The 26,704-nt window shown below is 40.6% G+C and carries 18 protein-coding genes, 1 pseudogene and 1 riboswitch; all 19 genes and pseudogenes read right to left on the bottom strand.

The genetic code is table 11. The annotated features are described in order from the left end of the window. Positions 1 to 6 precede the first annotated feature (6 nt). The gene (locus tag NCY57_RS01190; RefSeq protein ID WP_250789386.1) at positions 7 to 996 is read right to left on the bottom strand and encodes a guanosine polyphosphate pyrophosphohydrolase; all 990 of its coding nucleotides are present in this window, start codon (positions 994 to 996) and stop codon (positions 7 to 9) included. Between the two features lie 83 nt (positions 997 to 1,079). After that, positions 1,080 to 1,940, bottom strand: a complete 861-nt coding sequence (locus tag NCY57_RS01185) for an alpha/beta hydrolase (protein WP_015524395.1) — start codon at positions 1,938 to 1,940, stop codon at positions 1,080 to 1,082. 342 nt (positions 1,941 to 2,282) lie between these two features. After that, a complete protein-coding gene (gene gnpA, locus NCY57_RS01180; RefSeq protein ID WP_250789384.1) occupies positions 2,283 to 4,445 on the bottom strand; it encodes a 1,3-beta-galactosyl-N-acetylhexosamine phosphorylase in 2,163 nt (720 codons plus the stop codon). A gap of 33 nt (positions 4,446 to 4,478) precedes the next feature. Beyond that, the gene (locus NCY57_RS01175) at positions 4,479 to 5,594 is read right to left on the bottom strand and encodes a phosphotransferase enzyme family protein (protein WP_250789382.1); all 1,116 of its coding nucleotides are present in this window, start codon (positions 5,592 to 5,594) and stop codon (positions 4,479 to 4,481) included. A gap of 88 nt (positions 5,595 to 5,682) precedes the next feature. Continuing rightward, complete coding sequence (locus NCY57_RS01170; RefSeq protein WP_195274754.1) at positions 5,683 to 7,707, bottom strand: beta-galactosidase; 2,025 nt, start codon at positions 7,705 to 7,707, stop codon at positions 5,683 to 5,685. 181 nt (positions 7,708 to 7,888) lie between these two features. After that, positions 7,889 to 8,719, bottom strand: a complete 831-nt coding sequence (locus NCY57_RS01165) for a carbohydrate ABC transporter permease (RefSeq protein ID WP_021651760.1) — start codon at positions 8,717 to 8,719, stop codon at positions 7,889 to 7,891. Continuing rightward, complete coding sequence (locus NCY57_RS01160) at positions 8,712 to 9,611, bottom strand: carbohydrate ABC transporter permease (protein WP_173739121.1); 900 nt, start codon at positions 9,609 to 9,611, stop codon at positions 8,712 to 8,714. The genes NCY57_RS01165 and NCY57_RS01160 overlap by 8 nt, the downstream gene beginning before the upstream one ends. A 90-nt stretch (positions 9,612 to 9,701) precedes the next feature. Continuing rightward, positions 9,702 to 10,991: an ABC transporter substrate-binding protein gene (locus NCY57_RS01155; protein WP_015524390.1), complete on the bottom strand. Its 1,290-nt coding sequence runs from the start codon at positions 10,989 to 10,991 to the stop codon at positions 9,702 to 9,704. A gap of 319 nt (positions 10,992 to 11,310) precedes the next feature. Then, positions 11,311 to 11,823 (bottom strand): hypothetical protein, encoded by a 513-nt coding sequence (locus NCY57_RS01150; protein ID WP_021651763.1) that lies wholly within the window; start codon positions 11,821 to 11,823, stop codon positions 11,311 to 11,313. An 87-nt stretch (positions 11,824 to 11,910) separates the two neighbouring features. Next, positions 11,911 to 12,846, bottom strand: coding sequence for a helix-turn-helix domain-containing protein (locus NCY57_RS01145; RefSeq protein WP_250789380.1), 936 nt, complete (start codon positions 12,844 to 12,846; stop codon positions 11,911 to 11,913). Between the two features lie 157 nt (positions 12,847 to 13,003). Next, positions 13,004 to 14,104 carry a glycerol dehydrogenase gene (locus NCY57_RS01140; RefSeq protein ID WP_044961632.1) on the bottom strand — a complete coding sequence of 367 codons (1,101 nt, stop codon included), beginning with the start codon at positions 14,102 to 14,104 and terminating at the stop codon, positions 13,004 to 13,006. 180 nt (positions 14,105 to 14,284) lie between these two features. Beyond that, on the bottom strand, positions 14,285 to 17,491 hold the full coding sequence (locus tag NCY57_RS01135; protein ID WP_250789378.1) for a hybrid sensor histidine kinase/response regulator: 3,207 nt from the start codon (positions 17,489 to 17,491) through the stop codon (positions 14,285 to 14,287). Positions 17,492 to 17,723: 232 nt separating this feature from the next. Next, a riboswitch (cyclic di-GMP riboswitch) is annotated at positions 17,724 to 17,814 on the bottom strand. Between the two features lie 289 nt (positions 17,815 to 18,103). Beyond that, complete coding sequence (locus NCY57_RS01130; protein WP_110925741.1) at positions 18,104 to 18,595, bottom strand: IS110 family transposase; 492 nt, start codon at positions 18,593 to 18,595, stop codon at positions 18,104 to 18,106. Between the two features lie 200 nt (positions 18,596 to 18,795). Further along, a pseudogene (locus NCY57_RS01125) lies at positions 18,796 to 19,152 on the bottom strand (23S rRNA (uracil-5-)-methyltransferase RumA); the annotation flags it as partial. A gap of 272 nt (positions 19,153 to 19,424) precedes the next feature. Then, on the bottom strand, positions 19,425 to 19,748 hold the full coding sequence (locus tag NCY57_RS01120) for a hypothetical protein (protein WP_015524383.1): 324 nt from the start codon (positions 19,746 to 19,748) through the stop codon (positions 19,425 to 19,427). A gap of 292 nt (positions 19,749 to 20,040) precedes the next feature. Then, positions 20,041 to 20,400 (bottom strand): IS66 family insertion sequence element accessory protein TnpB, encoded by a 360-nt coding sequence (gene tnpB, locus NCY57_RS01115; RefSeq protein ID WP_015524382.1) that lies wholly within the window; start codon positions 20,398 to 20,400, stop codon positions 20,041 to 20,043. Beyond that, entirely contained in the window at positions 20,390 to 20,776 is a 387-nt protein-coding gene (gene tnpA / locus NCY57_RS01110) for an IS66 family insertion sequence element accessory protein TnpA (protein WP_015524381.1), read from the bottom strand. The genes tnpB and tnpA overlap by 11 nt, the downstream gene beginning before the upstream one ends. A 161-nt stretch (positions 20,777 to 20,937) precedes the next feature. Next, entirely contained in the window at positions 20,938 to 22,977 is a 2,040-nt protein-coding gene (locus NCY57_RS01105) for a hypothetical protein (RefSeq protein WP_173740042.1), read from the bottom strand. Next, a complete protein-coding gene (locus NCY57_RS01100; protein WP_173740043.1) occupies positions 22,974 to 26,480 on the bottom strand; it encodes a hypothetical protein in 3,507 nt (1,168 codons plus the stop codon). Before NCY57_RS01100 ends, NCY57_RS01105 begins: the two co-directional genes overlap by 4 nt. Positions 26,481 to 26,704 lie beyond the last annotated feature (224 nt).

Below are 26,704 nucleotides of genomic sequence, written 5' to 3'. Positions count from 1 at the left end.
CCTCCCTCAGTCAACGATATCATTCTGAAAACGGGAAAGATGCTCATAAGGAAGGATCATCCTTCCGCGGAACAGTCCGCAGCCATCATTGATCAGGCTGTTGTTTACCGCACCAAACATATTAACGTCCAGCGCAGCAAAATCCAGTCCAAGAAGTCGCATACCCCGCTCATAAGCCTCATCAAAATAGATACATTCCCCCTGGGGAATCGCGTCCCTTCTCCTGCGTTCACTTTCCTGTTTTTTCTCATAGCTTAAATGGTTGGCGGAACCAATCTCCGCAACATCATCCATGTCTTTGGTCCGCAGCTGTACTTCCATATAGCTTCGGGAACTGTTATCATAAAACGTGATATGCAGGGACTGATAATCATCCTCACTGTTATTACAGATGTAATCCCTATAGTAAGGCTTTGCTTCCCTGCTGAGCAGTGGCGATGTACTTTCCTGCACTCCTCTGGCCGGCTCTGCGGTAAATCCTCTTTCTTCCAGAAATCCCGGAAGTATATTGGCGATCTCATAAAGATAACGAAGCTCTTCTTCTCTGACATTCTCACCATTTTTCAAATGACATCTGGGCATGGCGATAACGATCCTGTAGGCAATAAAATCGCGGAAACAGCTTAACCGTTCCTTGATCTGGGATACGGAAGGATATTCCCCATATTCTTTATAGTAGTCATAAATAAATTCTACTACATATCCGTTAAATTTTTCCTCCGCACGGATCAGGGATTTGATTCTTCCCTTGAAGGTAAACGCCAGAAACGGATATTCCCCTGCCATATATTTATAAAATTCCCGGATCTTCTGAGACTGGGCAGTGAGGAAATCATTATGCTCCAGAAGCTCCTGAATCTGGATCAAAAAATTACAGTGTACCAGATCGATCTCATTGTGTTTTTCCTTCGCCTCTGTCCTAAGATCCCGAATGTATTTCTTCAGTATCCGGAGAAGAGTATCTCCGGAATACAGATAATCGTTTAATGTTATCATTTGTGTTTCTCTTTTCTATTTTGGTCTTTTCAGGATCACATATTTACAACAACTGCTGGATAATCTGTGCTCCTGTCTTTTATTTATTTCAGTTTTTCATGGAAAAACTCTGCGATCCGGTTCCACACCTCATCCTGGAAAAACTGGATATCTGCATGGTCTGCACCATCCAGTGTCAGCAAAGTGACATCACAGTCTTTTTTCTCCAGAAGTCCGTATAAAGTTTCCGACTGAACATAAGGAACGACCTGATCGCAGTTGCCATGGATGATCAGAAATGGCGGTGCATCCTTCGTAACCTTGGAAACCGGACTGCTCTGGTATGCCTTTTCTTTATTTAACATGGAATTAAATCCAAGCAGAAGGGATTCTGCGGAAGAAGCACATTTTTCTGCAGATTCACATGGAAATGCGGAAAGATCCGTAGGCGGATACCATGGGCAGGCAGCCTGTACCTTACTGGATTCTTCCAGATACTCTCCCACATCCAGAGCCGGATCATTGTCCAGCGCAGCCATACAGGTAAGATATCCTCCGGCAGACTCTCCCATAACTCCTATTTGCTCTTTGTTGATGCGGAACCGGTCTGCATGGGCTTTCAGGTAACGGATAGCTGCCTTTACATCCTGCAGCGGCATGGGATACGGGCCCTGATTGGAAGTACGATACTCCACACTTGCCACTACAAAGCCACTGGATGCCAGTCTGCTCAGATAAAGATTATGTGCGGATTTATCCATCATCAGCCATGCGCCTCCACAGATCCAGAGGATGCAGGGATAGATTTTTCCATCTTTTGTTTCCGGGTAGATTATATCCAGTTTCAGATCCCGCCTGCAATGTCCGAACCAGGAATCCACCTGTGCGTAAGTAATATCATTTACTGTAATATACTGAGGCTTCTCTACCGAAAGCTTCAGTGTCTTTTTTTCTGCTTTTATCATAATCTATCTACCTCTTTTCTTCTGATCATTTTAGTTTGTCTTTGAAATATTTTTCTTCTATTTTATCACAATACTGCTTTTTCTGCTTTTATTTTTCGGAGAAAAAGCACTATTTTTCTGCAAAACAGGGTTTTGATCTTTTTGTTCATAAAGGCCTCCTCTTTGTAAGCAAAATTGTTTGTCAACAATAACAAAAAGCTGTTATAATAGATTTTCTCTATTACAACAGCTTTGTTTTCCTACTTTTGGAATGGATTTATTATATTATAAGTTTTTTTCTCTGTCAACGCCCTCAGACAATTTCACAGCTTTTCTTTATCAGTAAACCTGTATCCTGCTTTCTCAGATCTGATACCAGCGGATCTCATTAGCTTCCAGATGAAGGTCAAAGCTCTTTCCATCCCCTGTGTAAACCGTAGTGTCCTGTGGCTCATAGGTGTTGTTTACCACACAATACTTTTTATTTTTCACATAAGCATGTACTTCCACATTATAATTGGAAGAAAACCAACGGTGAAGCTCACCTTCCGCTGCCGCTGACCAGAGTACGGCTCTGTAAAGAATACGGCTGTTGCAAAAGCTGTACGGAAGTCCGCTGATATAAACGCCCCGGCCTTTTCCGAAGGTTTTTACCGCCATCTGGACTTCCTGATCTTTCTGGATAAGGATCTTCGTATCCGGAAGTGCGAAGATATTCTTTTTCCCCTCACCGAAATCTACGGTTCCGTCTGTATCCTTCAGGATAAAATGATCTTTATGCTCTTCCCAGTTGTATTTATCTGTATTAAGATTAAATCCTCTTTCTTCCTCTACACCAAGGATGTCATCCAGCTGGAAGAATTTTCCCTGCCACTGATGAGCTGCCGGTTCACCGACGCCAATAAATCCGCCGCCATTATAGACAAATTTCCGCACTGCTGTAAGGATTTCCGGATCTGCCCAGTTCTCACCACCGGACTGTGCAGTGTCCGCATCACCTACATTGATGATCACATCAAAATCATTCAGCAGCTCTTTATCCTCACGGATATCGTCAAAGCTGATAAAGGAAACATCAAAAGGCGCACCACTTAATGCCTCGATAATTCCGAAATAGGAATAATTCTGCTTGTAATAGATGGCATGATGTACCATATGGTTGCCCCAGGAGCGCATTTTTCCCCAGCAATTTAAAACTGCCACACGTTTTACGCAGTACGGTGTGGTTCCCTGGATATTGTCGTAGAGCACACGGAATTCCTGGCAGACTTCCTTGATATACTGTACAAAATCCGGAAATTCCAGAGCCAGTTTCAGATAACCGCCGTATCCAATTCTCTGGATCGGACTTCGAAGGATAGCTCTTCTTGCAGTCACCCAGTTTACTTTTGCCTCTTTTACAGGATCCCCGCCCTCATGGAAGGTGTCCGGGAAAAAGTACGGCAGAAATCTTCCCTCTGTATATTTTACATGTTTAATATCACTGAACAAACGTAGGGTCGCTCCGTTTCCGACGCTTCCCACTACCGCATCCAGCCCGATGGAAGCAAACTCATCCATAAAGGGCTCCATACCGATCCAGTGATCACCCATGAACATCATGGCCTCTTTTCCGTATTCATGGACAATGTCTACCATTTCCTTTGCAAGCTTCGCCACTTCCCGTCTCTGGAAAGCCTGGAAATCTTTAAATTCTTTTGATGGGATACGGTAGGTGTTGTTCATATATCCCTGATCAATGATAAACTCCGGACGGAACTTATATCCCACTTCCTGCTCAAACTGTTTCAGGATATAGGGGCTCACCGAAGCGGAATACCCGAACCAGTCTACATATTTTTCCCGTGCCATCTCATCAAAGATCAGTGTGAACTGGTGAAAAAATGTAGTAAATCGTACTACATTCACATAATCATGGGAATCCAGAAATCTGCGGAGGCGATCCATGGAATGTGCACGTGTTGCCGGCTGACGCACATCAAAAGTGATCTGAGGTTCTACATCTTTCCAGTCATTGACAACTGCATTGTACATATGTACCGGATCCCACATGATATATGCAAGAAAGCTTACCGTATACTCATGAAACTCTTTCGCCGGCCTGATCACAACATTTCCGTTTTCTTCATCGTATGACCATTCCTCTGTACTGACAGCTTCCCCTGTAGTCCGGTCAATGACTTCCCACCATCTTCTGATATCATCTCTTGTATTCACCGCCAGCATATCCGGATACAGATGATCCATCAGATGGATCTCCAGAGTATCCGACACTGCCGTGTGAAAAGATGTCATGATATACATCTGCTGGATTTCTTCCGGATGGGCCTTTGCCCAGGCATTATCCTTTCTGGTGGTATAATAGGTTGCATAAATCTTTGCGCCGGTTTTCTTCAGCTCTGCCGGAAATTCCGTTCCGTCACAGTCACGGATGGCATCTGCACCCCACTCATCCAGCATTTTCAGTGTCTCCGGGATCACATCCAGATCTGTCGGAATGGTCACTCTTCCTTTTGTTTCGCTCATCACTTTACCTCCATTGTAAAAATCCCTGTTTTTTTATTTCTGATATTTTTTCACGATCGTCTGCATAGTATCCCATTTCTGTTCCATATCAGCCACCAGCTTAAACTGTGTGCGGCAGCGGTCCAGATTGTGTTCTTCCCGGTCGATCTTAAAATAATGATCTCCTTCCAGATAATCGGTAAGAAAGCGAATGCCACATTCATAAGTCATCACCTTAGCTCCCATGGGAAGCATCTCGATCTCTTTTGCACTGAGCTTATCTCCACAGCTTTCCAGAAAGCCTTTTACATAGATTTCATAGAGCTCCATATCACAGGAAACTTTGCTTAAATCTTTCTCATCCTCCAATGCAGTGCTGGCCCCGAAACGAATGGAATCTCCAAAATCATTCATGGCAAGTCCCGGCATAACCGTGTCCAGGTCCACTACACAGATTCCCCTTCCTGTTTCCAAGTCGATCATAACGTTATTCAGCTTCGTATCGTTGTGCGTTACCCGAAGGGGCACCTCACCTTTTGCCAGCAGCTCACCGAATACATTTGCCAGATACTCATGCTGAAACGCAAATGCGATCTCTTCTTTTACGGATGCAGCACGATGGCGGCTGTCCTTCTCTATGGCATTTTTCAAAGTCTGAAAACGTTTCTTTGTATCATGGAAATCCTTTATCGTTTCATGCAGAGTCTCTGCCGGGTAATCTGCTAGCATTTCCTGGAATTTTCCAAATGCAACTGCACTTTCATAAAAATCCTCCGGTTTTTCTGCCAGATCATAGCTTACTGCATCGGTAATAAAAATATAAGCTCTCCAGCATTCTCCGTTTTCATCTGTCAGGAATGCCTTCCCGTCCTTTGTCGGAATCAGATTCAGAACCTCCCGTTCCGGATCTCCTCCCTTCTGAAGAACTTTCTTTTTCAGATGCCCGATGACTCCGGCAATGTTCTCCATCAGTTCTTCCGGTTTCTGAAAGATCTCCCGATTGATCTTCTGAAGGATCACCTTAATGGACCCCATCTCTCCGATCCGATATCTAAGCATATAGGTTTCGTTGATATGCCCGCTTCCGCAGGGGCCGCAGGAAACCAGTTCTCCGGTAAATGCAAACTGATCCGCTATTCTTTTTATCTCTTCTTTTGGTGTACCTGCCATTTTACCTTCTCTTTCCCAGACAGCAGTAAAAAGCATACCGTCCGAAAACAAATATGCTTTATACTTTTTGCTGTGTTTTTTACTGTGATTATTTTTTCCGCTTTAAAATCCTGGTGGCAAGCGGAGCAATATTTTCATCTGTTGATCCGTAGAGAACTTCGTAATCCCCCGAGACAGAAACTGTTTCTGTCTTTTCTCCGAAGTTCTGGATAAACAGATATTCCGTATCCTCATTTTCTCTGGTTGTCACAGAAATACCTTCCGGTATAAATGTAAGCGGCATCTTCACGCCTGCTTCCTCTGCTGCCCTTCCCAGAAAATCCTCATAAAAGGCTGCTTCCATATCTGCCGCTACATAGTAAACATGGCCTTTTCCATATTTCTTGTGAGTCAGCACCGGATACCCCTGATAGAAATCTTTTCCATAACGCAGCAGCACTTCCGCACCGGAAACCTCTGCAAGTTCACAGAGATTTTTGCAGGTATAGCTTTCTGTAATTCTGAGATGATTTCCTGTTTCCGGGATACCTACGTTTTCTTCCCAGTCATAAAGTGCATCGATCTCTTCCGCACGGATACCGGCTGCTTCCATCAGCCCGTGAGGGGTTCCCTCCAGATAGCATTTATCTGTTTCATCTACAAGTCCGGACCAGTAGGAAATTACCAGAGTACCACCGTTTTTTGCAAAAACGCGAAGCTTTTCGGCATATCCATGATAAAACATGTAGGCCATCGGTGCCGTTACCAAACGGTACCGGGACAGATCATGTTCCATATTGATGATATCTGTATTATAGCCTTTTCTTCGGAGAGCACGATACTGTTTCAGTACATTTTCCTGATAATGCATATCCTCGTTTCGAGGTCCCTGCGCATCCTTCAGCGCCCAGTCATTTTCCCGGTCATAGAGTACAGCCACCGGAGACTTCGTCACGCTTCCAGCAGTTTCCCGGATCTGCTCCAACGCTTCTCCTACCTCTGTCACTTCGCGGAAAATACGAGTATCATCCCCACCGTAGTGATCGATCACCGCACCATGGAATTTCTCAGAGGCTCCCTGGCTCTGACGAAGCTGGAAATACAGAACACTGTCTGAACCATGAGCAACTGCCTGCAGAGAGGCAGCCAGATGTATTCCTGGTTTTTTCAGCTTGTTGATAGGCTTCCAGTTGGTCGCAGAGGGACAGGATTCCATCAGAAGAAACGGTGCTTTCTTGATGCTTCGCATAAGATCATGCTGCATGGCTCCGTCCAACGCTGTGGTATAATTGTCTTTTTTATGCCAGCTTGGATAATTATCCCAGGATGCAATATCCATAACATCCTTAAATTTTTTATAGTCCAGTCCGTTGTAGTCATACATCAGATTGGCAGTTGCCGGAAGCTCGGAACCACCTGCACGGATCGCAGAAATCTCATGCTTCATAAAATCCACAGTCCTGTCTGTAACAAAACGTTTCCAGTCCAAGGTAAGTGCATGAAGAGCATTTTCCCCCTTTGGCGAAGGACTTTCGATCTGATCAAAGCTGTTATAGGTATGGCTCCAAAATGTTGTGCACCAGCTGGAATTTAAATTTTCGATGGTCCCGTATTTTTCTTTCAGCCATTCCCGGAATTTTTCCCGGCACAGAGGACAGTGGCATTCTCCACCATATTCATTGGAAATATGCCACAAAAGCACTGCGGGATGTTTTCCGAAACGTTCAGAAAGCTTCTTATTAATATTGTAGACTTTTTCCCTGTATACTGGAGAAGTATAACAGTGATTATGTCTTCCACCGAAAAATCTTCTTGTGCGATCCGGATCCATGCGAAGAACTTCTTCATATTTATCTGCCATCCATTTCGGTCTTGCTCCGGATGGTGTGGAAAGTATCGTATAAATTCCTTCTTTATACAGATTATCGATCACTTCTTCCAGCCAGTCAAGGTTATATCTTCCCTCTTCCGGCTCCAGCACTGCCCAGGAAAACATTCCCATGGAAACGGTATTGATATGGGCTTTTTTGAAATATTCGATATCTTTTTTCAGAATATCCGGTCTGTCCAGCCACTGCTCAGGGTTGTAATCGCCGCCGTGCAGATAATGGCCGTATCTGATCTGCTCTGCCATTTTTTTATCTCCTTATGATTTATTCGCATCAAGCGGACAAAGTCATCCGCTCCGCTACGAAGCTTTATACCAGGCAACTGATCCACAGTTGATCTGGTATAAAAAGAATGCTGCGTGATCCAGTTAAAGCATATTATACAATATACCTAAAGATTTCAGCAGCATCCTTTTTGTTTTAAAATTATTTTACAGCTCCAGTAATACCCTCTGCGAACTGTTTCTGTAATACGAAGAATACGATCATAGTCGGAATGGAACAGAATAATACGCCGCACATCAGCATGCCGTAATCCGTTACATATCCTGTGATCAGATTGGCGATCAACATCGGCATGGTCATCGCCTTATTATCTGTCATGATTACCTTCGGCCACAGATAGGAATTCCATGCATTCATAAATGTGATAACTGCTGCCGCCGCATAAGTAGATTTCATAGTCGGGATAAACATCTGGAAAAAGATCCTTACCTCACTTAATCCGTCAATCCGTGCTGCCTCAATGATATCGATAGGAAATGCTCTGGCATTCTGACGGAACATCATGATCATAAATGGTGTGGAAATGATCGGAAGGATAAAACCTACCGCTGTATTTAAGAGTCCGGCTTTTGAAAACATCTTAAATAAAGGAACCATCGTTGCAACCTGCGGAACCATCATTGCAAGAAGCAGGGTGGAAAACAGTCTGTCTTTCCATCTGTCATGATATACCTCAAAGCCATAACCTGCGATAGAACAGATCAGAAGGCAGATCACTGTAGTAAGAACTGCATAAAACAGAGAGTTTCCAAGAGCTCTCCACAGCGGCTGCTGTGCAGTCAGGTTTTTAAAGTTCTGCATAAAATATGTACCCGGAAGGATACGGCCTCTGGATACATCTGTGGATGTATTGGTTGCCGCAGAGATCATCCAGTACAGTGGAAATACAGAGATAAATGATACGATGATCAGAAAAATATATGTAGGGATCAATCTTCTCTGAATTGCGGATTTATTCTTTTTCTCAGTCACGTGTATCACCTACTTTCAAATTGATAAAGGCCAGGATCGCTACCATGATAAATATGATAAATGACATTGCTGCCGCATATCCGAAGTTTGGCACGTTGATGAAGCATGTATTATAAACATAATGGGACATTGTGATGGTTGAGTTAGCCGGGCCGCCTTTTGTCAGGTTGACAGACTCATCGAACAACTGCAGTGTACCATTAATAGACATGATGAATGTCATGATGATCGTCGGTTTCAGAAGCGGTACTGTAATTTTCCAGAAAGTCTTCCAGCCGTTGGCTCCATCAATCTTTGCTGCCTCATATACGGAATATTCGATATTCTGAAGTCCTGCAAGATAAAATACCATGTTATATCCAGTCCATCTCCAGATCAGCGCGATGATAATAACAATCTTTGCACTTGTGGAGTTTCCAAGGAAGTTATAACCGGTTGTTAAAATTCCAAGTTTGATCAGGATACTGTTGATCAGGCCATCTGTTGCAAACATGGAACGGAAGATCAGGGAATAAGATACAAGAGATGTCGCACATGGAAGGAATACGCATGTACGGAAAAATCCTTTGAATTTCAGATCTTTGTTATTCAGAAGCTGTGCGAGCAGGATCGCAAGGATCAGCATGATCGGCACCTGGATAATAAGATACAGAAATGTATTGACAATGGACTGCTGGAATACCTTATCCATCATAATACGTTTATAGTTACTGAAGATCGGATCCGCAAACCTCATGTTTGCTCCGGCACCTGTCTGTAAAGAAATGATAAATGCGCGGATCATCGGATAAAAACTCATGACAGCGATCATAATGGTTGCCGGTGCCAGAAAGATCCAGCCGGCCGCTCTTTGTTTCGCTACCAGAGACATGCCACTTTTTTTGGAATTCACAGGAACTCCTCCTTTCAAACATCTAAACCTTTACATAAGACAAGGGACTGCATGCAGTCCCCTGCCCTGTATTTCATTAATATTTCAGCTTTACTCTGTCATCTTGAATGCCAGTGTATCCTGTGCTTCCTGAAGTGCAGATTCTTTATCTGCGCCGTTTACAATATTAACAACAGCTGTGTTGATGCACTCTCTTGCCTCATAGTGGTACGGAGTTTTTGTAAATTCCGGAATGTGTGAAGAGTACTCTACAATTGTTGAGAAGATCGGCTGGTTATTGAAGAACTCGCTTGGCTCATTGTAAACCTCAGACTCACCAGCCGGCAGGTAGCAGGAAATTGCACCTGTTTCCGGAAGGATTGCATCATAGAAGTCTGTGCTGGAACCAAATGTGCTTGCAAGGAAGTCCTCAGCAAGCTCTACATTCTTGCAGTTGGATGTAATGTACCAGGAAGATCCGCCATTGTTTGCATAGTTTGTAGCTGTATCAACGCCGTCAACTTTCGGCATTGTTGTGATCTGCCACAGACCCTTCTGATCCTCTGTTCCCATCAGTGTAGCTGTGATCCAGTTACCGTTAACGATACCGGCAGCCTCTCCGCCTGTGATTGTGGAGATGTACTCATCCCAGTTATTTACTAATTTAACAACATTGTTCTTTACAAGATCCACATAAAGATCTACGCATTTCTCTGCTACATCGTTGCCAACGATATAAGCCTCTCCGTCATCATTTACGAAGTTTGCTCCACAGGACTGGATCATCATCATCAGAGTATCGCCACCTGTTGCTTCACTTGTAAGGAGATATTTACCTGTTTTTTCGTGAACGTCTTTTCCGATCTCCATGAATTTGCTCCATGTGATATCTGTAAGATCATCAATGGTATATCCTGCTTCTTCCAGGATATCTGTACGATAGCAGGCAATTGTTGCACCGTTATCAAACGGAACTCCGTAATGTGTGTCATCTACCATGGAGTAGGACTGTTTCAGTTTTCCGAAATCATCCCAGTTGATATCCATATCCTTCAGATCTGTAAAAGCATCCGGATAACTCTTCAGATATTTCTGATAGCTGTTGTCCTGCATCAGAACGATGTCCGGAAGTGTGCTGTAATCTCCGGCGTTTGCTGCTGTTGTAAGTTTGGTCTGGCAGTCATCAGAAGATGTCTCAACTACATCAACCTTGAATCCTTCGTGATCCTTTGCATACTGCTCACCTGCAATATTCATAGCCTTGATGTTGAAGTTCTGATCCCATGCCCATACAGTCAGGGTGTTATCGTCATCACCTTTTGCATATACTGCTGTAGTAGTTGCAGCAAAAGACATTGCCATGATACCTGTCATTAATACTGCGAGTAATTTTTTCTTCATTTACTTTTCCTCCTTTATTAAGCATTTCCCGTTTGCTTATGAATAGATTATAGCATCCGTATTTCCTCTATAGTTTGCAGAATTGTTCATATAATGTGCAATTTCAACCATTTTATTGATTGTGCACTATTATCCAGCTATATTTTTACAAAAAATATGCACTTTGAGGATTTTTTCTTTTTACATTCGTCAGGATGCCCAAAAAAACCTTCTTTTTTGACATTGTGCGAACATTTTTTGTCAAAAAAGAAGGTTTTTGTTTCTATTTCATAAAATTTTATGTTGTTTTTCATACATATTTCACAAACATTTCTGCATATTATGCAAAATAAACCCTTTCAGGAAACTGCGTTTTCATCGTATGCAGCATTTCCTCTGTCAGATCCAGAAGAAGTTTTATTTTACGTCCATCTTCCTGAATGATCATGGTATAGTAAGGCACATCATCTTCATAAGAGGTATAATCGTATTTTTTCAGTTTCTCCGTTCCGGTATTCTTTTTATATTTTGCCACTTTTTCATGATAGTGAGGTGCTGTCACTTCCATCTCCTCAAGCTTCAGCACGTGAGCTGTTTTACGATATTTTTTACCATAGATCACATCTATGGTCAGTTGTCCGTTTTCCATGGTATATTCATAGTCTCTCTGGCTGAATATGTCATAAGCAAAGTAAAGCAGCGCCAGAAGAAATCCCGGAAGCATGAATGCCTGAGAGATCGTGATACCCATCAGTACAAAAATTGCCGCAAAGATCACCATTACTTTTCTGAGAGCTCCTGACATATGTTTCTTTTTTCTGGAGACCTGCTCCACAATCCTGTAATCGTACATTTCTTACCTCTTTCTATCTGCCTGATCCGCATACAGTCTGATATTTCTATTCTGTCGTGACAGATCCACAGATCTGGTTTTGTTGTTTTACCAGCCTTCCTCTGAATGGATGTCAAACTTAAGAAGCTGCTGTTCATAGTTCTCCGGACGTTTTCTCCACTCCAGAGGTGTCATTCCCGTAACCTGACGAAAATTCCGGTTAAATGTGGAATTGGTGATAAAACCACACTTATGTGCTATATCTGCAATTGGCTGATCTGTTTTTTTCAGATAATCACAGGCCGCCTGGATACGGATCGTATTAATGTATTCCAGCGGGCTCATCTTCATATAAGTCGTAAATATCCGGCGCAAATGAGTTTCACTGATATGACAGTATTCTGCCAGTTCGTCAATACGAAGATCCTCCATGTAATGATCAGAAATATAATCCTGGAACCTGGAGATCATATCCATGACTTTTCCTCTGCCTTCGCTGCAACGTTCTTCGCTTGAATCCCGGTTTATCCTTGCGATTTCCACAAGAAGCGATGCCAAAACTCCCTTAGCTTCTTCCAGATAAAATTCCTCTCCATCCCGCATGATATCCAGGATCTTAAGGATCTTACCTGCCATGGATCGGTTTTCTTTTTCATTCAGAAAAAGTGATCTGGAGTTGATCCGCTGAACGATTTTTTCTTTTTTTACCGAATTATTAATAAATTTATCCAGGAATCCTTCTACATCAATAAAAAGATACTCCCAGCGGCTGATAGTTCCAATATCACTGTTTGTGGTATGTGGATAATTGGATGGGATCACCGTAAAATCCCGGTCATGAAACTGTACCTTATCCTCTCCAAGTATCATAAATCCCTGTCCTTCATAGCAGAATCCGATTTCCAGATAATTATGAAAATGGAGATAATCGATATCGTTCCCATAATTCTGAACCCACTTCTGTCCAAGCAATGCAAGGATGGGGCTCCCCTCCGGCATCTTATAATATCGAAGCTCCATTTTGGGTTTTCGTTTTTTTGCCACAAATATTCCTCCGTATGTTTTCTGTTCCAATATTTACTGATCTTTCTGTTATATTACAGCCATACATAAAAAAAAGCAACCTGCAGGATAACAATACTTGATAACTCTTGTTTCTGCAGATTGCAATTTTTATATCAGCTATTTACTTTTTATCTGTTTATTCCTCATCCAGGTAATATCTTCCATATGCATCTGCCGCTTTGATTGCTGCAAATACAGTTTCCGGTGTAACTTCAAATGGCATGTTGTGAAGTGTATCATTCTCCGCACATGCAGTTGTGGCAACTTCCATAAGCTGCTCATCCGTTACCTTCCCAGCTCCAAGCTCTGCCAGAGTAACAGGAAGTCCTACTTCAATGCACCATAAGATGATCTCTTCCAGATCTTCCTGGGGAATATTCTCCAGTACCAGCTGTGTGATGGTTCCGAATGCAACTTTTTCTCCATGATACATATGATGGCATTCTTCCAGTACAGTAAATCCGTTATGGATCGCATGTGCACCTGCAAGTCCTGCACTTTCAAAACCAATTCCAGAAAGAAGTGTATTAGCCTCAATCACTTTCTCAACTGCCGGTGTGCATACGCCTGCTTCCAGAGCTATCTTAGCTTTTACGCCCTCATCCATCAAGGTATTAAAGCAAAGTTCAGCCAGTGCCATGGCAGCCTCTGTTGTCTTACCTCCTGCACAGGAAGTTGCTCCGCTTCTCTTGCATGCCCTTGCCTCAAAATATGTTGCCAGTGCATCTCCCATACCAGCCACAGTAAGACGAACCGGCGATTTGGTGATGATATCTGTATCCATCAGAACAAGATTCGGATTCGCCGGAAGAAACAGATATTTTTCAAAAACTCCTTCTTCTGTATAAATAACAGACAAAGCACTGCAAGGGGCATCTGTAGATGCGATCGTCGGACAGATAAATACCGGTGTTCCCGCATAGTATGCAACTGCCTTCGCTGTATCAAAGATCTTTCCTCCACCAATACCAATGGTAAGATCACACTGCTCATCTTTTACGATCTTTACCAGACGATCAATCTCACTGTTACAGCATTCTCCGTTAAAATAATCAAAAACCACCTCACAGGTACTCTCAGCAAAGCTCTCTTCGATCGTTTTACCGATTCTTTTATATCCGCCTTTACTGATCAGAACCAACGCTTTTTTTCCGCTCTTTGCAGCATAAGTTCCAAGATTCTTCATTTCTCCCGCACCCTGTAAATATTTGGACGGACTGATTAAAATTTTCGCCATTTTATACTTCCTTTCTTTGTTTTCAGAAGTCAGCCTCCGCATCCGGCTTTTGTATTTATATTATAATTGCTGTATTTTTTTATTGCAAGGAGTATTTGAGGATTTATGCAGCATCACCTGAGTTACTGTTACTGTTCACTCTGTTCCTAGTAATATACTTTGTGATCACATGAAAATCAGTTACAGCCAGCTTTCCAGAACATCATTCAACTTATTCATATCCAGCGGTTTCGCGATATGTCCATTCATGCCTGTATTTTGGGCCAGCTGTACATCTTCTGCAAAAGCATTGGCAGTCATGGCAACAATAGGCAGTTTTCCCTTTTCACCCGGAAGGCTCCTGATTGCTGCAGTTGCCTCATAACCATTCATGACAGGCATTTGGATATCCATAAAAACAAGATCATACAATCCTTCCGGAGAAGCTTCCACTTTTTCAACTGCAATTTTCCCATTTTCTGCCGTTTCCACTTTTGCACCTGTCATCTGCAAAATTTCACCAGCAATTTCTCTGTTCAACTCATTATCCTCAACCAGCAGAATCCTTTTTCCCGTGTAGTCTGATTCTGACAGCTTCTCCAGATAATTTCTTGCTGTTTTTTCTTTTCTTCCTGAAGTAAACTGCCGCAGTGTTGCCGTCAGCCGGGAACGGAACAGCGGTTTTGCAATAAAAGCATCTACACCTGCAGCCTTTGCTTCTTCTTCAATTTCGCTGAATTCATAGGATGTCAGTACAATGATGGGGATCTCTTTTCCTATCCGTTTCCGGATCTGTCTGGCAGTTTCTATGCCATCCATCTCCGGCATCTTCCAGTCTAAAATAACAGCAAAGTAATCATCTTTCAACTCATGCCGTGCATAACAGCGCTCAACCGCTTCCCTGCCAGAGAGAACCCATTCACCCATAATACCGATTTCCTTTAATGTTGCAACTGTACTTTCACAGCATGTCCTATCATCATCCACAACCAGGACCGGCAGATTCATCAGATCTCTGTCCTGTTCTTTTTCTTTTTCCTGAAGCTCCAGATAAATTGTTACTGTGATTTTAGTTCCCTTGTGCAAGGTACTGTCCACTTTAATAGTGCCATTCATCAGGTTCACAATATTTCTGCTGATTGCCATTCCCAGACCAGTTCCCTGGACTCTGGTTGTCCGGTGGTCATCCGCGCGGCTGAACGGCTCAAACATGATTTTCTGGAATTCCGGTGACATACCGATTCCATTATCCTCAATCGTAAATTCATAGCATCCAAGTTCTGAAAATCCATTTGGCTTTTCCTCTATGGAAAAAATAATATTCCCGCCATCCGGTGTATGCTTGATCGCATTACTCATCAGATTCACAAATACCTGCTGAATTCTCAAGCTGTCACCACAGACAGCCTCATGTTCAATATGATTGATGTGTATATCAAAATTATGTTTATGTTCATCAAGCACCGGTTTCGTAAGTGTAATAAGATTATCTACCAGCTCTGACAGATTGAAATCTTCCTGTGCCAGTGTCATTTTTCCACTTTCAATACGTGCCATATCCAATACTTCATTGATCAGCCCCAGCAGATGGCGGCTTGATTCTGTGATCTTGCCGAGGCATTCAATGACTCTGTCCTGGCTCTCAACATTTGCTCCTGCGATTGCTGTCAGACCCACAATCGCATTCATTGGTGTCCGGATATCATGGGACATATTGGAAAGGAATTCTGTTTTCGCACGATTTGCATTTTCTGCGGACCGGTAAGCCTCCTTCAGTGCCTGACGGGATTCAATCTCTGCTTTCTTCTCCTGTGTCACATCCATGGATGCCAGCAATACCTTTTCCAGCTTTCCATTCTTCCATTCCAAGGGAATATAAGAAGCGATTTTATAAGTCTTTTCATCCAGGCTGCAATACTCAAACTTATAAATATCATTTTCACTTTTCAGTTTTTTCCGAATATTATCCGGGGCTATCAGGATATCTATAGCTTCCAATGGTTCCAGTGTCTTATATTTTTCAAGAACCTGCATCTGAAAATCATGATAAAATCCCAGAGGTTTATATATCATCTGTCCATTCAGATTGTAGAATTCATATCTGTCATTTTCCAGATCACAGACAACAAAGCGGTCAACCAGACGCACTATGCTCTGGATCAGCTGCTCCATGGAAGCATTATCCGCTGCCATCTGCAGATGCCGTGTGCTCTCTACCTTTGCCTCTGTGATATCACGCAGAAAGATCATGGCATATTCTGAATCCTCTATTTCGCCACGTATGACCACATTGCGGACCCATCGTTCTTCTCCATTCAGAGTGATACGGCACTCTAAAGCCAATTCGGTTTCCAGCCCCTTCAGCCTTTCTGCAATATAACCACGGTCGTAAAAAGAGGATACCGCCTTCTTATCTGTCTCCACAACATAGGAATCCACAAAATGCCGGATCAATTCATCCCACGTATGACTCTGTTCAAAGACGGTCATCAGGGACGGTTCAACCTTAAAGGTATCAAAAGTATTCGCTTCCAGATTCACATAATACTCGCACAAATCTGCTTTCGTAAAAGCCCGGTGGAAAGCAGCAGATTTTTGTGCCTGCATGATTTCTTTTTTCTCCCCATCAATGTTAATAAAAATCCCGGCAATCCTGCTGGCAGAACCATCCAGACGGCGTATTACTTCTGCCGATGCCCGAAACCACTGGTATTGATTATCCTTCATTCTCATACGATACTCTACCTGGTATTTTATCTGGTTCGTCTTATCCTTAATTGCCGCCTGAAGCTGCACCATTACTCTTTCTTTATCCTGTGGATGCAGAAGATCTGACCAGGATTCCAGTTTATTCGGAAAGTCCAGGGTGTCATGATAGCCAAGCATTTTTCGAAATTCATGACTCCAGTTTGCATTCACAATCTCACTGTTTTCGTCACAGTCAAAATACCAGAAGCCGGAACAGATAGCCTCATTGAGCAGTGCCAAATTTATATGATCCCAGTTGACCTGTACGGACATAACCCAGATCTGTCTGCCCGCCTCATCTGTCGCATCCTCTTTACAAAGCCGTACATTATTCACTGTACCGTCTGCTGCAAGGATCTGTGCTTCCCCTGTTCCGTGAAGCTGCAAAAAACGGTCTCGCTCCAGTATATCTTCCTCGTCATAAAAGAAGTTTCTCAATGAGCCTTTTGTCTGTTCCATGAAAGTATCGAATGTATATCCTGTACTATGCAACAGCAGATTATCCACAGACAAAATAGACAGGTTTTGGTCATAAGATCCTGTCATTATACCTACCCCGCCATTATTTTCCAGTGTTTTCTGTACGGCCTGTGACATGGCCTGTGTCTGCCCCGTTACAGTCTCACCTAAGGAATATATTTTGTCTTCATAATTTTTCATTTTATAAAAGTCCTCTCTCCGTCTTATGCCTTCTTCATCCTGCTTTTATCTGTATACAGAAAACCTGTCCCTGCTAGTTTTGTTACCCATTTTTGCATACAAAAAGGACATCTGCCAAAATCTGCCAGTGTCCCTACTATATTCTTTAAAATCACACATCTATATAGTATAAAAGGTATCGGAATCTCTCCTGTTCAAACATCTTTTCCATATATTATGATGATATGGAAACAGTGGCAACCGGCTGACATGGTCAAGCTTTCTGACTTTAGTCCCTTCTGGCTTTGCGACCCTGCCTTTCAACAGGTTTGCCTTTAAAATAATTTTCATTTTTTCCAAAAATAAAATACCATGTGGTTTTTCTTACGTCAATAATATTTTGGTGGAAAATTTACATATATTTTAACCGAATCAAGTAACTCCCCTGTGGAGGTTGCGAAAAGCAATAAGCAGTGGGTGAGGACCTCTCGTAACTAACCTCTCATGTCTACCAGGATCACCATCCTCTGACGAGTCCTAAATTGTCGGGTAGAAACACCTATTACTAGGTATATCCCCCACAGATCCGTACGTGCCCAATTCAGGCATACGGCTCTTCACGACACTTATGCCTCAGATTATCCATATAGGCTCACGGCTGTATACCAGGTCTCTTATTTCGGCATAAATGCCTTCTGGCATGTATGGGATTGAATATCTCCCATCCACAACTAGTTTTGCGATTGTTTTTGGATCTTTTGAATCTGTTTTCTTTGGACTGTTATCATCAAGTTCCTTGATCTTCTTAACCGAGAATGGATTGACCATTACTAATCTTTTCTGATGATCATTTACATACTTCGCAAACGCAAACCAGTAATGACCTGTTGGCTCGCAGCCGATCAGAACTGCAGTCTTTTTATTCTCAGTCTTAAGTGTCTCTGCCCAAAGGTTGAAAGAATTGAACCCTTCCAGATCGTTATGAAAAGAAAAAATACGTTTTGTAAGTTCGCGTCCTCTGTTATCAAAAGCTCTTGCATAATGTATCTGGCTTCCTATATCAACTCCGACAACCATTGTTGAATCTGTTACTTGCTCAATCTTTTCATTCTGTGTATAATTCATTTGGAACCTCCAGTGCTTGATTGTTTTGTTTACATCCGCCAAGATGCAACTCAATCATACCTTGAGGTTCTTTTTTATTCAATTGGCGCTTTTAATGAATTACAGGAATGCTCCTTTCAAGCATATTCAGCACTTATATATTGCTTCCCAAATATTTTAAAGAAAAGCGTACCACTATTTTAATGATACGCTCATCATTATTAAATCACTTCAAAATGCTTCAATGCATCCTTTATTGCTTCAACCTTCTCTGGAGTTGGATGCTTCCTCGGCTGTTTCAATTTCTCTACCGCATTAGGAGCATCGTACATCGGCAAGCCTAAATCTCTCTTTACCTCTGCAATATATGCGGTATGTACTTTGAAGCCGTATTTAGCTTCTATGTACTCCTTTATCATTTTGTAGGTCACTCGTTCTTTGGGCTTATAGCTTTCTGCTCTTTTAGCAATATTATCAAGTGGAACTTTTCCCTCACCCTCGCCAAACTCAACTTTTACGTTGATATGTCCGTCTGGCTTTTTGTGGGAAAGCAGTACTACCGTCTCCACATGCGGTGTCGTTTTTCACTGCTTTAACAGTACGCGAACCCGCATAGTTACTGAGTTTTTACACCCTTTGACAGGTTGCTAATATCTGCAATCATAAGGTTAAGACATGGCGTACAGACCGTTTGACTTTGTAAACGTGTGGCGGGTACGCCGATATTTTGTAACACTTTTATAATACAAAATTATTCTAAATACTGCTACCATATTTGGTAATATATCAGTACGCCGATTTGTTTTGGGCATTTTTGCGAATGGCATTAACACCCTTTCAATGTTCACTTTTATTGAAACCGATATTTTCCTTTTCCATGTCCTGTTACAGGTACGATTACCTCACTATCAACCAACAGTTTTATTAACTTGGAAGCTCTTGATGGCTTTAATCCAGTAATTTCTTCAACTATCGTTCTTCCGAAACAATTTTCTTTTCCACATTTTGAAAATATTTCTACTGTATGATTTATTGTTTTTTCTGAAATCGTATCTGAGAAAGAAAGTAATTTATTTCGAATGTCCACTTTTGTGCTTTCAATGTCCACTTCTCCACTCTTAATGTCCACTTTTACTCTTTCAATGTCCACTTCTTCTGTATATACTTTTGCCATGGATGCCGTTCTCCTTTATCTGATGTTCCTATTGTAACGCAAAGATAAAGAAAAAGCGAATCAGGCAGACAGGGTATTCGTCATTTTTACTAATAGATGAATACTCTGAAAAACTCAAAAAACTATTAGTTTTTCGGGCTTTTCAGAGTACTTATCCACAAGCCCTGTAAAGGGGCCTGAAAGTACTCCTGAATAAATGAAGGCAGCGGAATTATGAAAAGTGGATAACTCTTTTTCGGGACTTATGATGATTGGAAGATGTTTTTTTATTTTCTCTGTTTTGCACAGGATCTTATAAGATCTTATCCGGTCTGACTTCCTGGATCGGATGGCGTGCAACAATTTCCAGTCCCTGCATGAGATATTGGTACTGCTCTGGGGTGATCTCCAATGCTTCTTCTTTTGTGCGGGGCCAGTTGAATGCACCCAACTCCAGTCTTTTGTATAGAAGCAGGAAGCCGTCGCCTTCCCAGACCAGCCCTTTGATGCGGTCAGTACGTCTTCCGCAGAACAGGAACAGAATATCTTTTTGATACGGATCCAGCTGAAAATTGAACTTGATAATGGATGCAAGCCCCTCCATACCACGTCTCAGATCTGTGTAGCCGGTAGCGAGATAGATCCTGCGGAACCCGGAAGCATCATTCAGCATGAAAGATATCTCCGATACGTGACAGGAGTTCTGCTGAAACGGAATTGGATATCTCTACAGAGACCGGTCCTTTTCGGAGGATGATATCCGGATGGAGTCCATTTCTGACAGACTCCTGTTTTATTGGAATGCTGATCTCTGCGAACGAAATCTTTTGTGGGCTGGTTTCATCTGCCGGGTCTGTGATAACCGAAAGGTCCTTTGATGTCGAAGCAGCAAAAGCTTCTTTTCTGAGAATCCTTTGCCAGTAAAAGAATTGTTTGTCTGAGATCCCATTAGCCCGGCACCATTCAGTTTTATTCATACCGCTGTTCAAACATTCATTCATGATCTGGGTCCAATGTTCAATGCGGACCTGACGTGTGATCTTATCCATAAGATCCTCCTTTAAAAAACTTTTAGTTTTACAAAGGGATTATCTCATGGTTTTAGGTGAAAAGCACGGTACTAACTATTTACCGTATACAAAAATCCAGCGATTATACCAAGCGTAAAAACGAAGAAGGCCGCTAGTACTGCGCTAGTGACCTTCATTGTTTATACGCTCTTTTCTTCTTTCACAATATATTCCCTTAAATACTTAAACGGAAACGGAACAACCGTTAACATTCCATACCTTACAAACTCTACTCCCATAAGTGGCAACACTTTCTTAAAAATTAACTTACTGCCTTCTACCGCCTGTATCTCACGCACTACGCTGGCTCTCTCAATTGTGTATTTCATTCCATTACCAATTTCACCAACTGAATATTTTGCATGCGTATCATCATAATCAAAATAATTAATGTCTATATTTCCGGAAAGATACTCGCGTCTCTCTTCTTCTCCACGCAGGTAGGCATATAGCATAATACCGGTATTCTCAAAAACATAGCGCACAACTTCTTTCTTTGTTGTAATTCCTTTGAATAATCCCATTACATTGGCTTTCGTGTATTCTGCATTCACGTCGATATGCGGGATAACTATATCCAATTCTGCGTGTACTTTTATTTTATCTGTTGTATCCATTACTAGACGAAGCCAAGTTACTACGTCTTTTCCTGGAAATCTACCTTCACTAGCTACATTCTTAAGCACATCACCCATCGCAGTATAATCAGGCATAGAATACATATTAGTATCCTTTATAAGATTAATATTACCCTCTGCATCTTTTACTAAACCTATAACACCTCTATAATCATTTTTATTCTCTTCATTCAAACCGAAATAATCCATGTATTTATCATACTCTGTCATGGTAAAAAGATTTCGTTTCAATGCTTCAATTTTAAATGAACCGTCCGGATGAATGGTCATGAAGTAATATGTACCGTCTACAACTACACCAAATAACCAGTCTGCTTTATATCCGTATTGACTCCAATCCACCAATGTAATTTTACCAATAGCAATATCCTTTTTAATTACAAGCTCTTTCAGAATATTATAAACTGCCGCTGATGATTGGTGTTTAAAATTCTCTACTGTAATATGCTGAACAACATAATCCTCCATGCTTTCTTGATGCGGGTCCACTTCCGAATCTGAATAGAAAGATTTATCATGTATATATCGTACGTTAAGCTTCTTCTTTGATAATCTTTTACCAACGCTGCATTTTGCCTCTGGAATAATTTTATTAATACCATCCGCTACATCCTGCAAATAATCTTCAGAAGTTTCAGTGTGTACAGCATCCACTATATTAATTCCAGAATTCAAAACTTCCTTTTTAACAATATCCTTATATAACTCCAACGACGCACGCTTATATTCCAAAACTTCGTCAATACTATATTGTTTAAATTTAACGCGAATATACTTACCAAATTCATCATGTAAGGCATTCAAAATATCATATAAAACACCCATCTTGGTACATGAAAACGTTTCATAATCCGTAAAGTCAAAGAATGTAATGCTACCCCTTTCACCATCTACGGGTTTTATAATAAAGTTTTCTCTACGGTCTTTATTTTCATTAGATACTCGTTTTAAAGTATTATTGTTATAACTAAACTCATATTGCGGAAAATCCTGTAACTTTCTTTTTTCAAATTTCATTTGCTTTTTAAGTGCCAGTGATGTCAACCTATGTGCTACCAATTTTACACACATATCATCTCCGATTTTCATCTCAAGGCACTGCATACCCCAAATAAAATTCTCCTTATCCTTATTCAGCCATGCAGGTCGAAAACATAATAATTTCCCTGACAGATTATTAAAAGATATCATTTCATCAACCGGACTCGTTAGCGCATTCAAAAACAATTGTGTCAACAAATACTCCGGTATACTGCTACTTGTCATAGATTTTATAGACAAACTATCTCCATCCTCTTTTGCATTCAACAAACGTACAAACTCAGCTCTGGAAATAGCGTTTTTAGGAAGCATAACCCAAAAACTCTTTCCGCTTTCAAATTGCAGAGCTGATATCTTTATATCATCAATATCTAGAAAAGTAGCTCCACCTTTTATATATTTATCCGATGTTGTAACATAATAAAAATCATAATCTTTGTCAATGTTGGAATATTCAAACGAAGCCAGGAGTTCATTCGAATAAAGTTTCTTTATACTCATTGCAAATATCCCTCCCGATTTATTTTTGCTATGATTTCTGTTCCTATTTCTTTTCTATCCAACCGATATAAATATGGTATCTCAATAATTCTACCATTATCACTAGACGTAATCTGCATATTGTGATCAAGCATAATATTGATTATTACCGCTCTCTTTCCTCCACACTTATCTAGCTTTTCCAGGACGTTTTTCTTTTCTTCTTCCGCAGATATTAACATGGTTTCTTTCCATAACTTGAAATCAACATACACGCCATTACCTAGGGTATAATCAAACAATTCAAAAAACTCCGGTGGCATTTCCTGCAACGTTACTCCTGCATATTGTTCTAAAATATATTTACCAACAACTTCGCCTAAGGCACCTTTATAAATATTATTAAACATAGGTGGCGTCAATATAAACTCACTAGGAACAAAGCTCGTTGCATATCCATGCTTTTCAAACAATGCTTTCACTCCTGGGATTTGCATAATCTCTTTCAAATGCACCTCATCCTCTGACATCTTTTGTGGAAGACTACCGTCAAACTTGATAGTTATATTTTTATTGTAGTCACCTTCTTGCTCATAAGAATAAGCTGTAATTTCTCCCGGTGCGCACATATATACAAGCTGATATTGCGAATTATGCTCAACATTTTTTCTGCTTAACGTAGGCCTCATAAGACAAAGCTCACGTAATGCTTTCCAATAATCTATACTATCATCAGTCCAATTGCGCTTGAGCTCATTAATAATTTGCATTGCTTTTAGCGCTAATGTTCCGGCACGATTTTCCATTACAGCAATATCCAGATTTTCATTTGCCTGACCATTAAAATATGTTTTACCTACTTTAACTAATTCCGCAAACTCAGGATTCAACATTCGTTGTTCCACAATAGATAAATCATAGTCCGTTAGAATGGTATTATCCACATAAATATATATATCCGGATTCTTAAGACCGGTTCTACATATTCTTCCTACTGCCTGTATTAATGTTCGAATCGCAAAATTATTTACAGAATCTGTTTTATATGGTTCTCCCTTTTTTCCCGAAAAAGTATATCCACCACTGAAGCATATAAATGCATCTTTAATTACTGCAATCCCATCTTTACGAGAAACTTCTCCTCTTTCCATCAAGAATTCCATCTGATATACAAAACGAATTAAATCTTCAGCTTCAATTCCCTTTTTGCTATCCACATTCACCAGAAGATTTGTCGGCTTCTCAAGATATATGCAGTCAAAGTCTTTTTCCATATCTCCTCTATCGTAATCATTAACTGCTACAATAGTAGCATTCCCCGGTGCTTTATATTGCAAATTTTGTCCCGCACCAACTGTATTATAAGAAGATATAACAAAGAGTTTTTCTCCCTTTGACAATCTCTGTATAAACTCCGCACGCTTAGCATCATAATCTTCACTATTTATACTGTATAACAATTCTTTACCTTTTAATCCCTTGATACCATAAAGCTTAATAATAGCGTCTGCGAATTCCTCTAATAATTTAATATCAAAAAGCCCCTTATTCTCCTGCGGCAATTTATTATTAAGACATAAGAAGGATTTAACCGAATCATTTAAGATAAATGCCTTCATTACCTTTACAACACGAATAAAGTTATTCTTTGCATATTCAACGCGCTCAAATGATATTGATAATTTTTCCGCATACTTCTTTATAAGTGCTTCGTTTCCGTTAAATATCTCTGATAATTCAACTCTATCATCCGCATTATAAGAAACTGGCTCCACATGAATATTTACTTTATCATAGTTTGCAACAAAAGTTTGAAATGACTCCTGTAATCTACACCTATCTGCTTCTGGCATCACATAATATTTATCCTGCAACATCCTTTGAAGATATTCTAAGTCATAATTGCCAACAACCGTTTCAAGTGTTGCGGTAGCTGAAATACCTATAATTTGAGCCTTTTCAGACAAGTGAAGCAAAATACGTTCTGGCGAATCCTGAAAATCAAATAATTGAATCTCCGAACGCATACTGTGATTAGGATCATCTATAAAATCATAATAGCGAAATCCCCTATTATAGACAGAGCGGTCAAAATACTTTAACGACATTTTTCCATTGCTGTCTTTTTTATCTTTCTTCGACTTTACCTGGCCTCCCATTACGATAGGCTTCAAATACCTTATCTGTTCTCTTGATAAATGAAACTCTGTCAGCACTGACTCAATTGCATTTTCAAACGTATAATCATCGTCACCCGGCCTTTTATCCTCATCCTTATGATGCTTATAATTAAACGAAAGATTTCTAGCTCCGTTCTGAAAATAAGTCAAGCAGCCTTTAACACTGGCAAGCAAACTTAATACGCCACCATCTTTCTCTGTTGGTCTTCTTTTTGTAAAACGCAACCAGTTCTGTTTTGCCTTCATATCGGTATCTATATCAATAAAAGCATTTTCTCCCTCAAATACCGAATGAAACTGTAAGTCATTGAAAATAAAATTACGACTTCTATCGCCCTTACCATCTTCTTCTGTTTTGAAGCTATATTGCATCGCAAAACGGTTATATGTTTCATCAAACACACCACCAAATCCTTCTATAATTTCCATAGGATTTTTCGCGTTTTTTTGTTCATCAAGATATACTTGTTGTAACTTCGATGCAGTAGTAAGCTCTGCCGGAAAATCTCTCGTCTTCAAAGATGCATATACACGATGAAACAGACCTAAATAATCAATATGATTTTCTAAGCCTCTTGTTATGATCTGATTAAGTAACCTGTCTCTTGTTGCATCAAACTCATCTATAAAAATAATTGCATTTTTTGTAATATCATTATTATAAAAGCTATATGTAGGTTCAATAATAGTAGTGTTTCCCAAGAAAAACTTATCCATTGACATAAAAAATATTCGCTTCGCTCTCGTATATACCGCCGGATACAATTCTCCTATCCAATGATATTCCGGATTATTAGCGATATTCTTTAACTTTTCCTTTGGTGTTCTGAACTGCTTCAGCTCGCTTTCTATCACCTTACGAAAGGCACCTTCCTGCTGCTTGCGAATTGCATCCTCTGCGTTCTTGCATAAAACATTTATAATGTCCTTACTGGTTCCTTTTAATTCACGCTTTTTATCTCTGTATTCGTTTAATAGTTTTACTGAACCATGTAAATCCTTAAATTCTTGTTTCATAGTGATTGCTGCTGGAATTTTTCTGGCACGATATAACTCGTCCAATTTTTCTACAACCATATCTGCATTAGCTTCTATTCGCAAACAATATTTATCATAATCATCTGCTTTACCGCGCTTTGCAAAATGTTCACGCAACTCCTTATCCGGCAAATTTTTCTTAAGAGTTGTAACAAAAAAAATCTTCTTATCCTTGAATTCCGGCGAATCATAATAGTCGACCATAAACTCAAGTACACTATATGTTTTTCCGAAGCCAGTCGGCATATCCAACAAGAACAATCCCGTATCCATTGACTTGCAAAAATTTACAATCGCCTGTTTCATAGTATCCTCCAAGTTTTTATTGTGCGTTTCTCCTTTAAATTGTCTATCATCCAAACTCAAATCAATGAATTCGAAATTCATCTAATAGTACAGCAGCCTTCTCATTTCTTATTTCTGTCAATGCTAATAGTATGTCCTCGTACGCATTAATCAGCTTCTCATCCTTTTTTATTTCATCGCTATAGAATATAAAGGATTTTAAGATAATCATATCAACTATCACT

Source organism: Blautia sp. MB18-30 (assembly GCF_023669475.1).
GTDB classification, from domain to species: domain Bacteria; phylum Bacillota; class Clostridia; order Lachnospirales; family Lachnospiraceae; genus Blautia_A; species Blautia_A fusiformis.
Note: the sequence above shows the minus strand (reverse complement) of the source record. Positions and strands in the feature narration are given on the sequence as shown.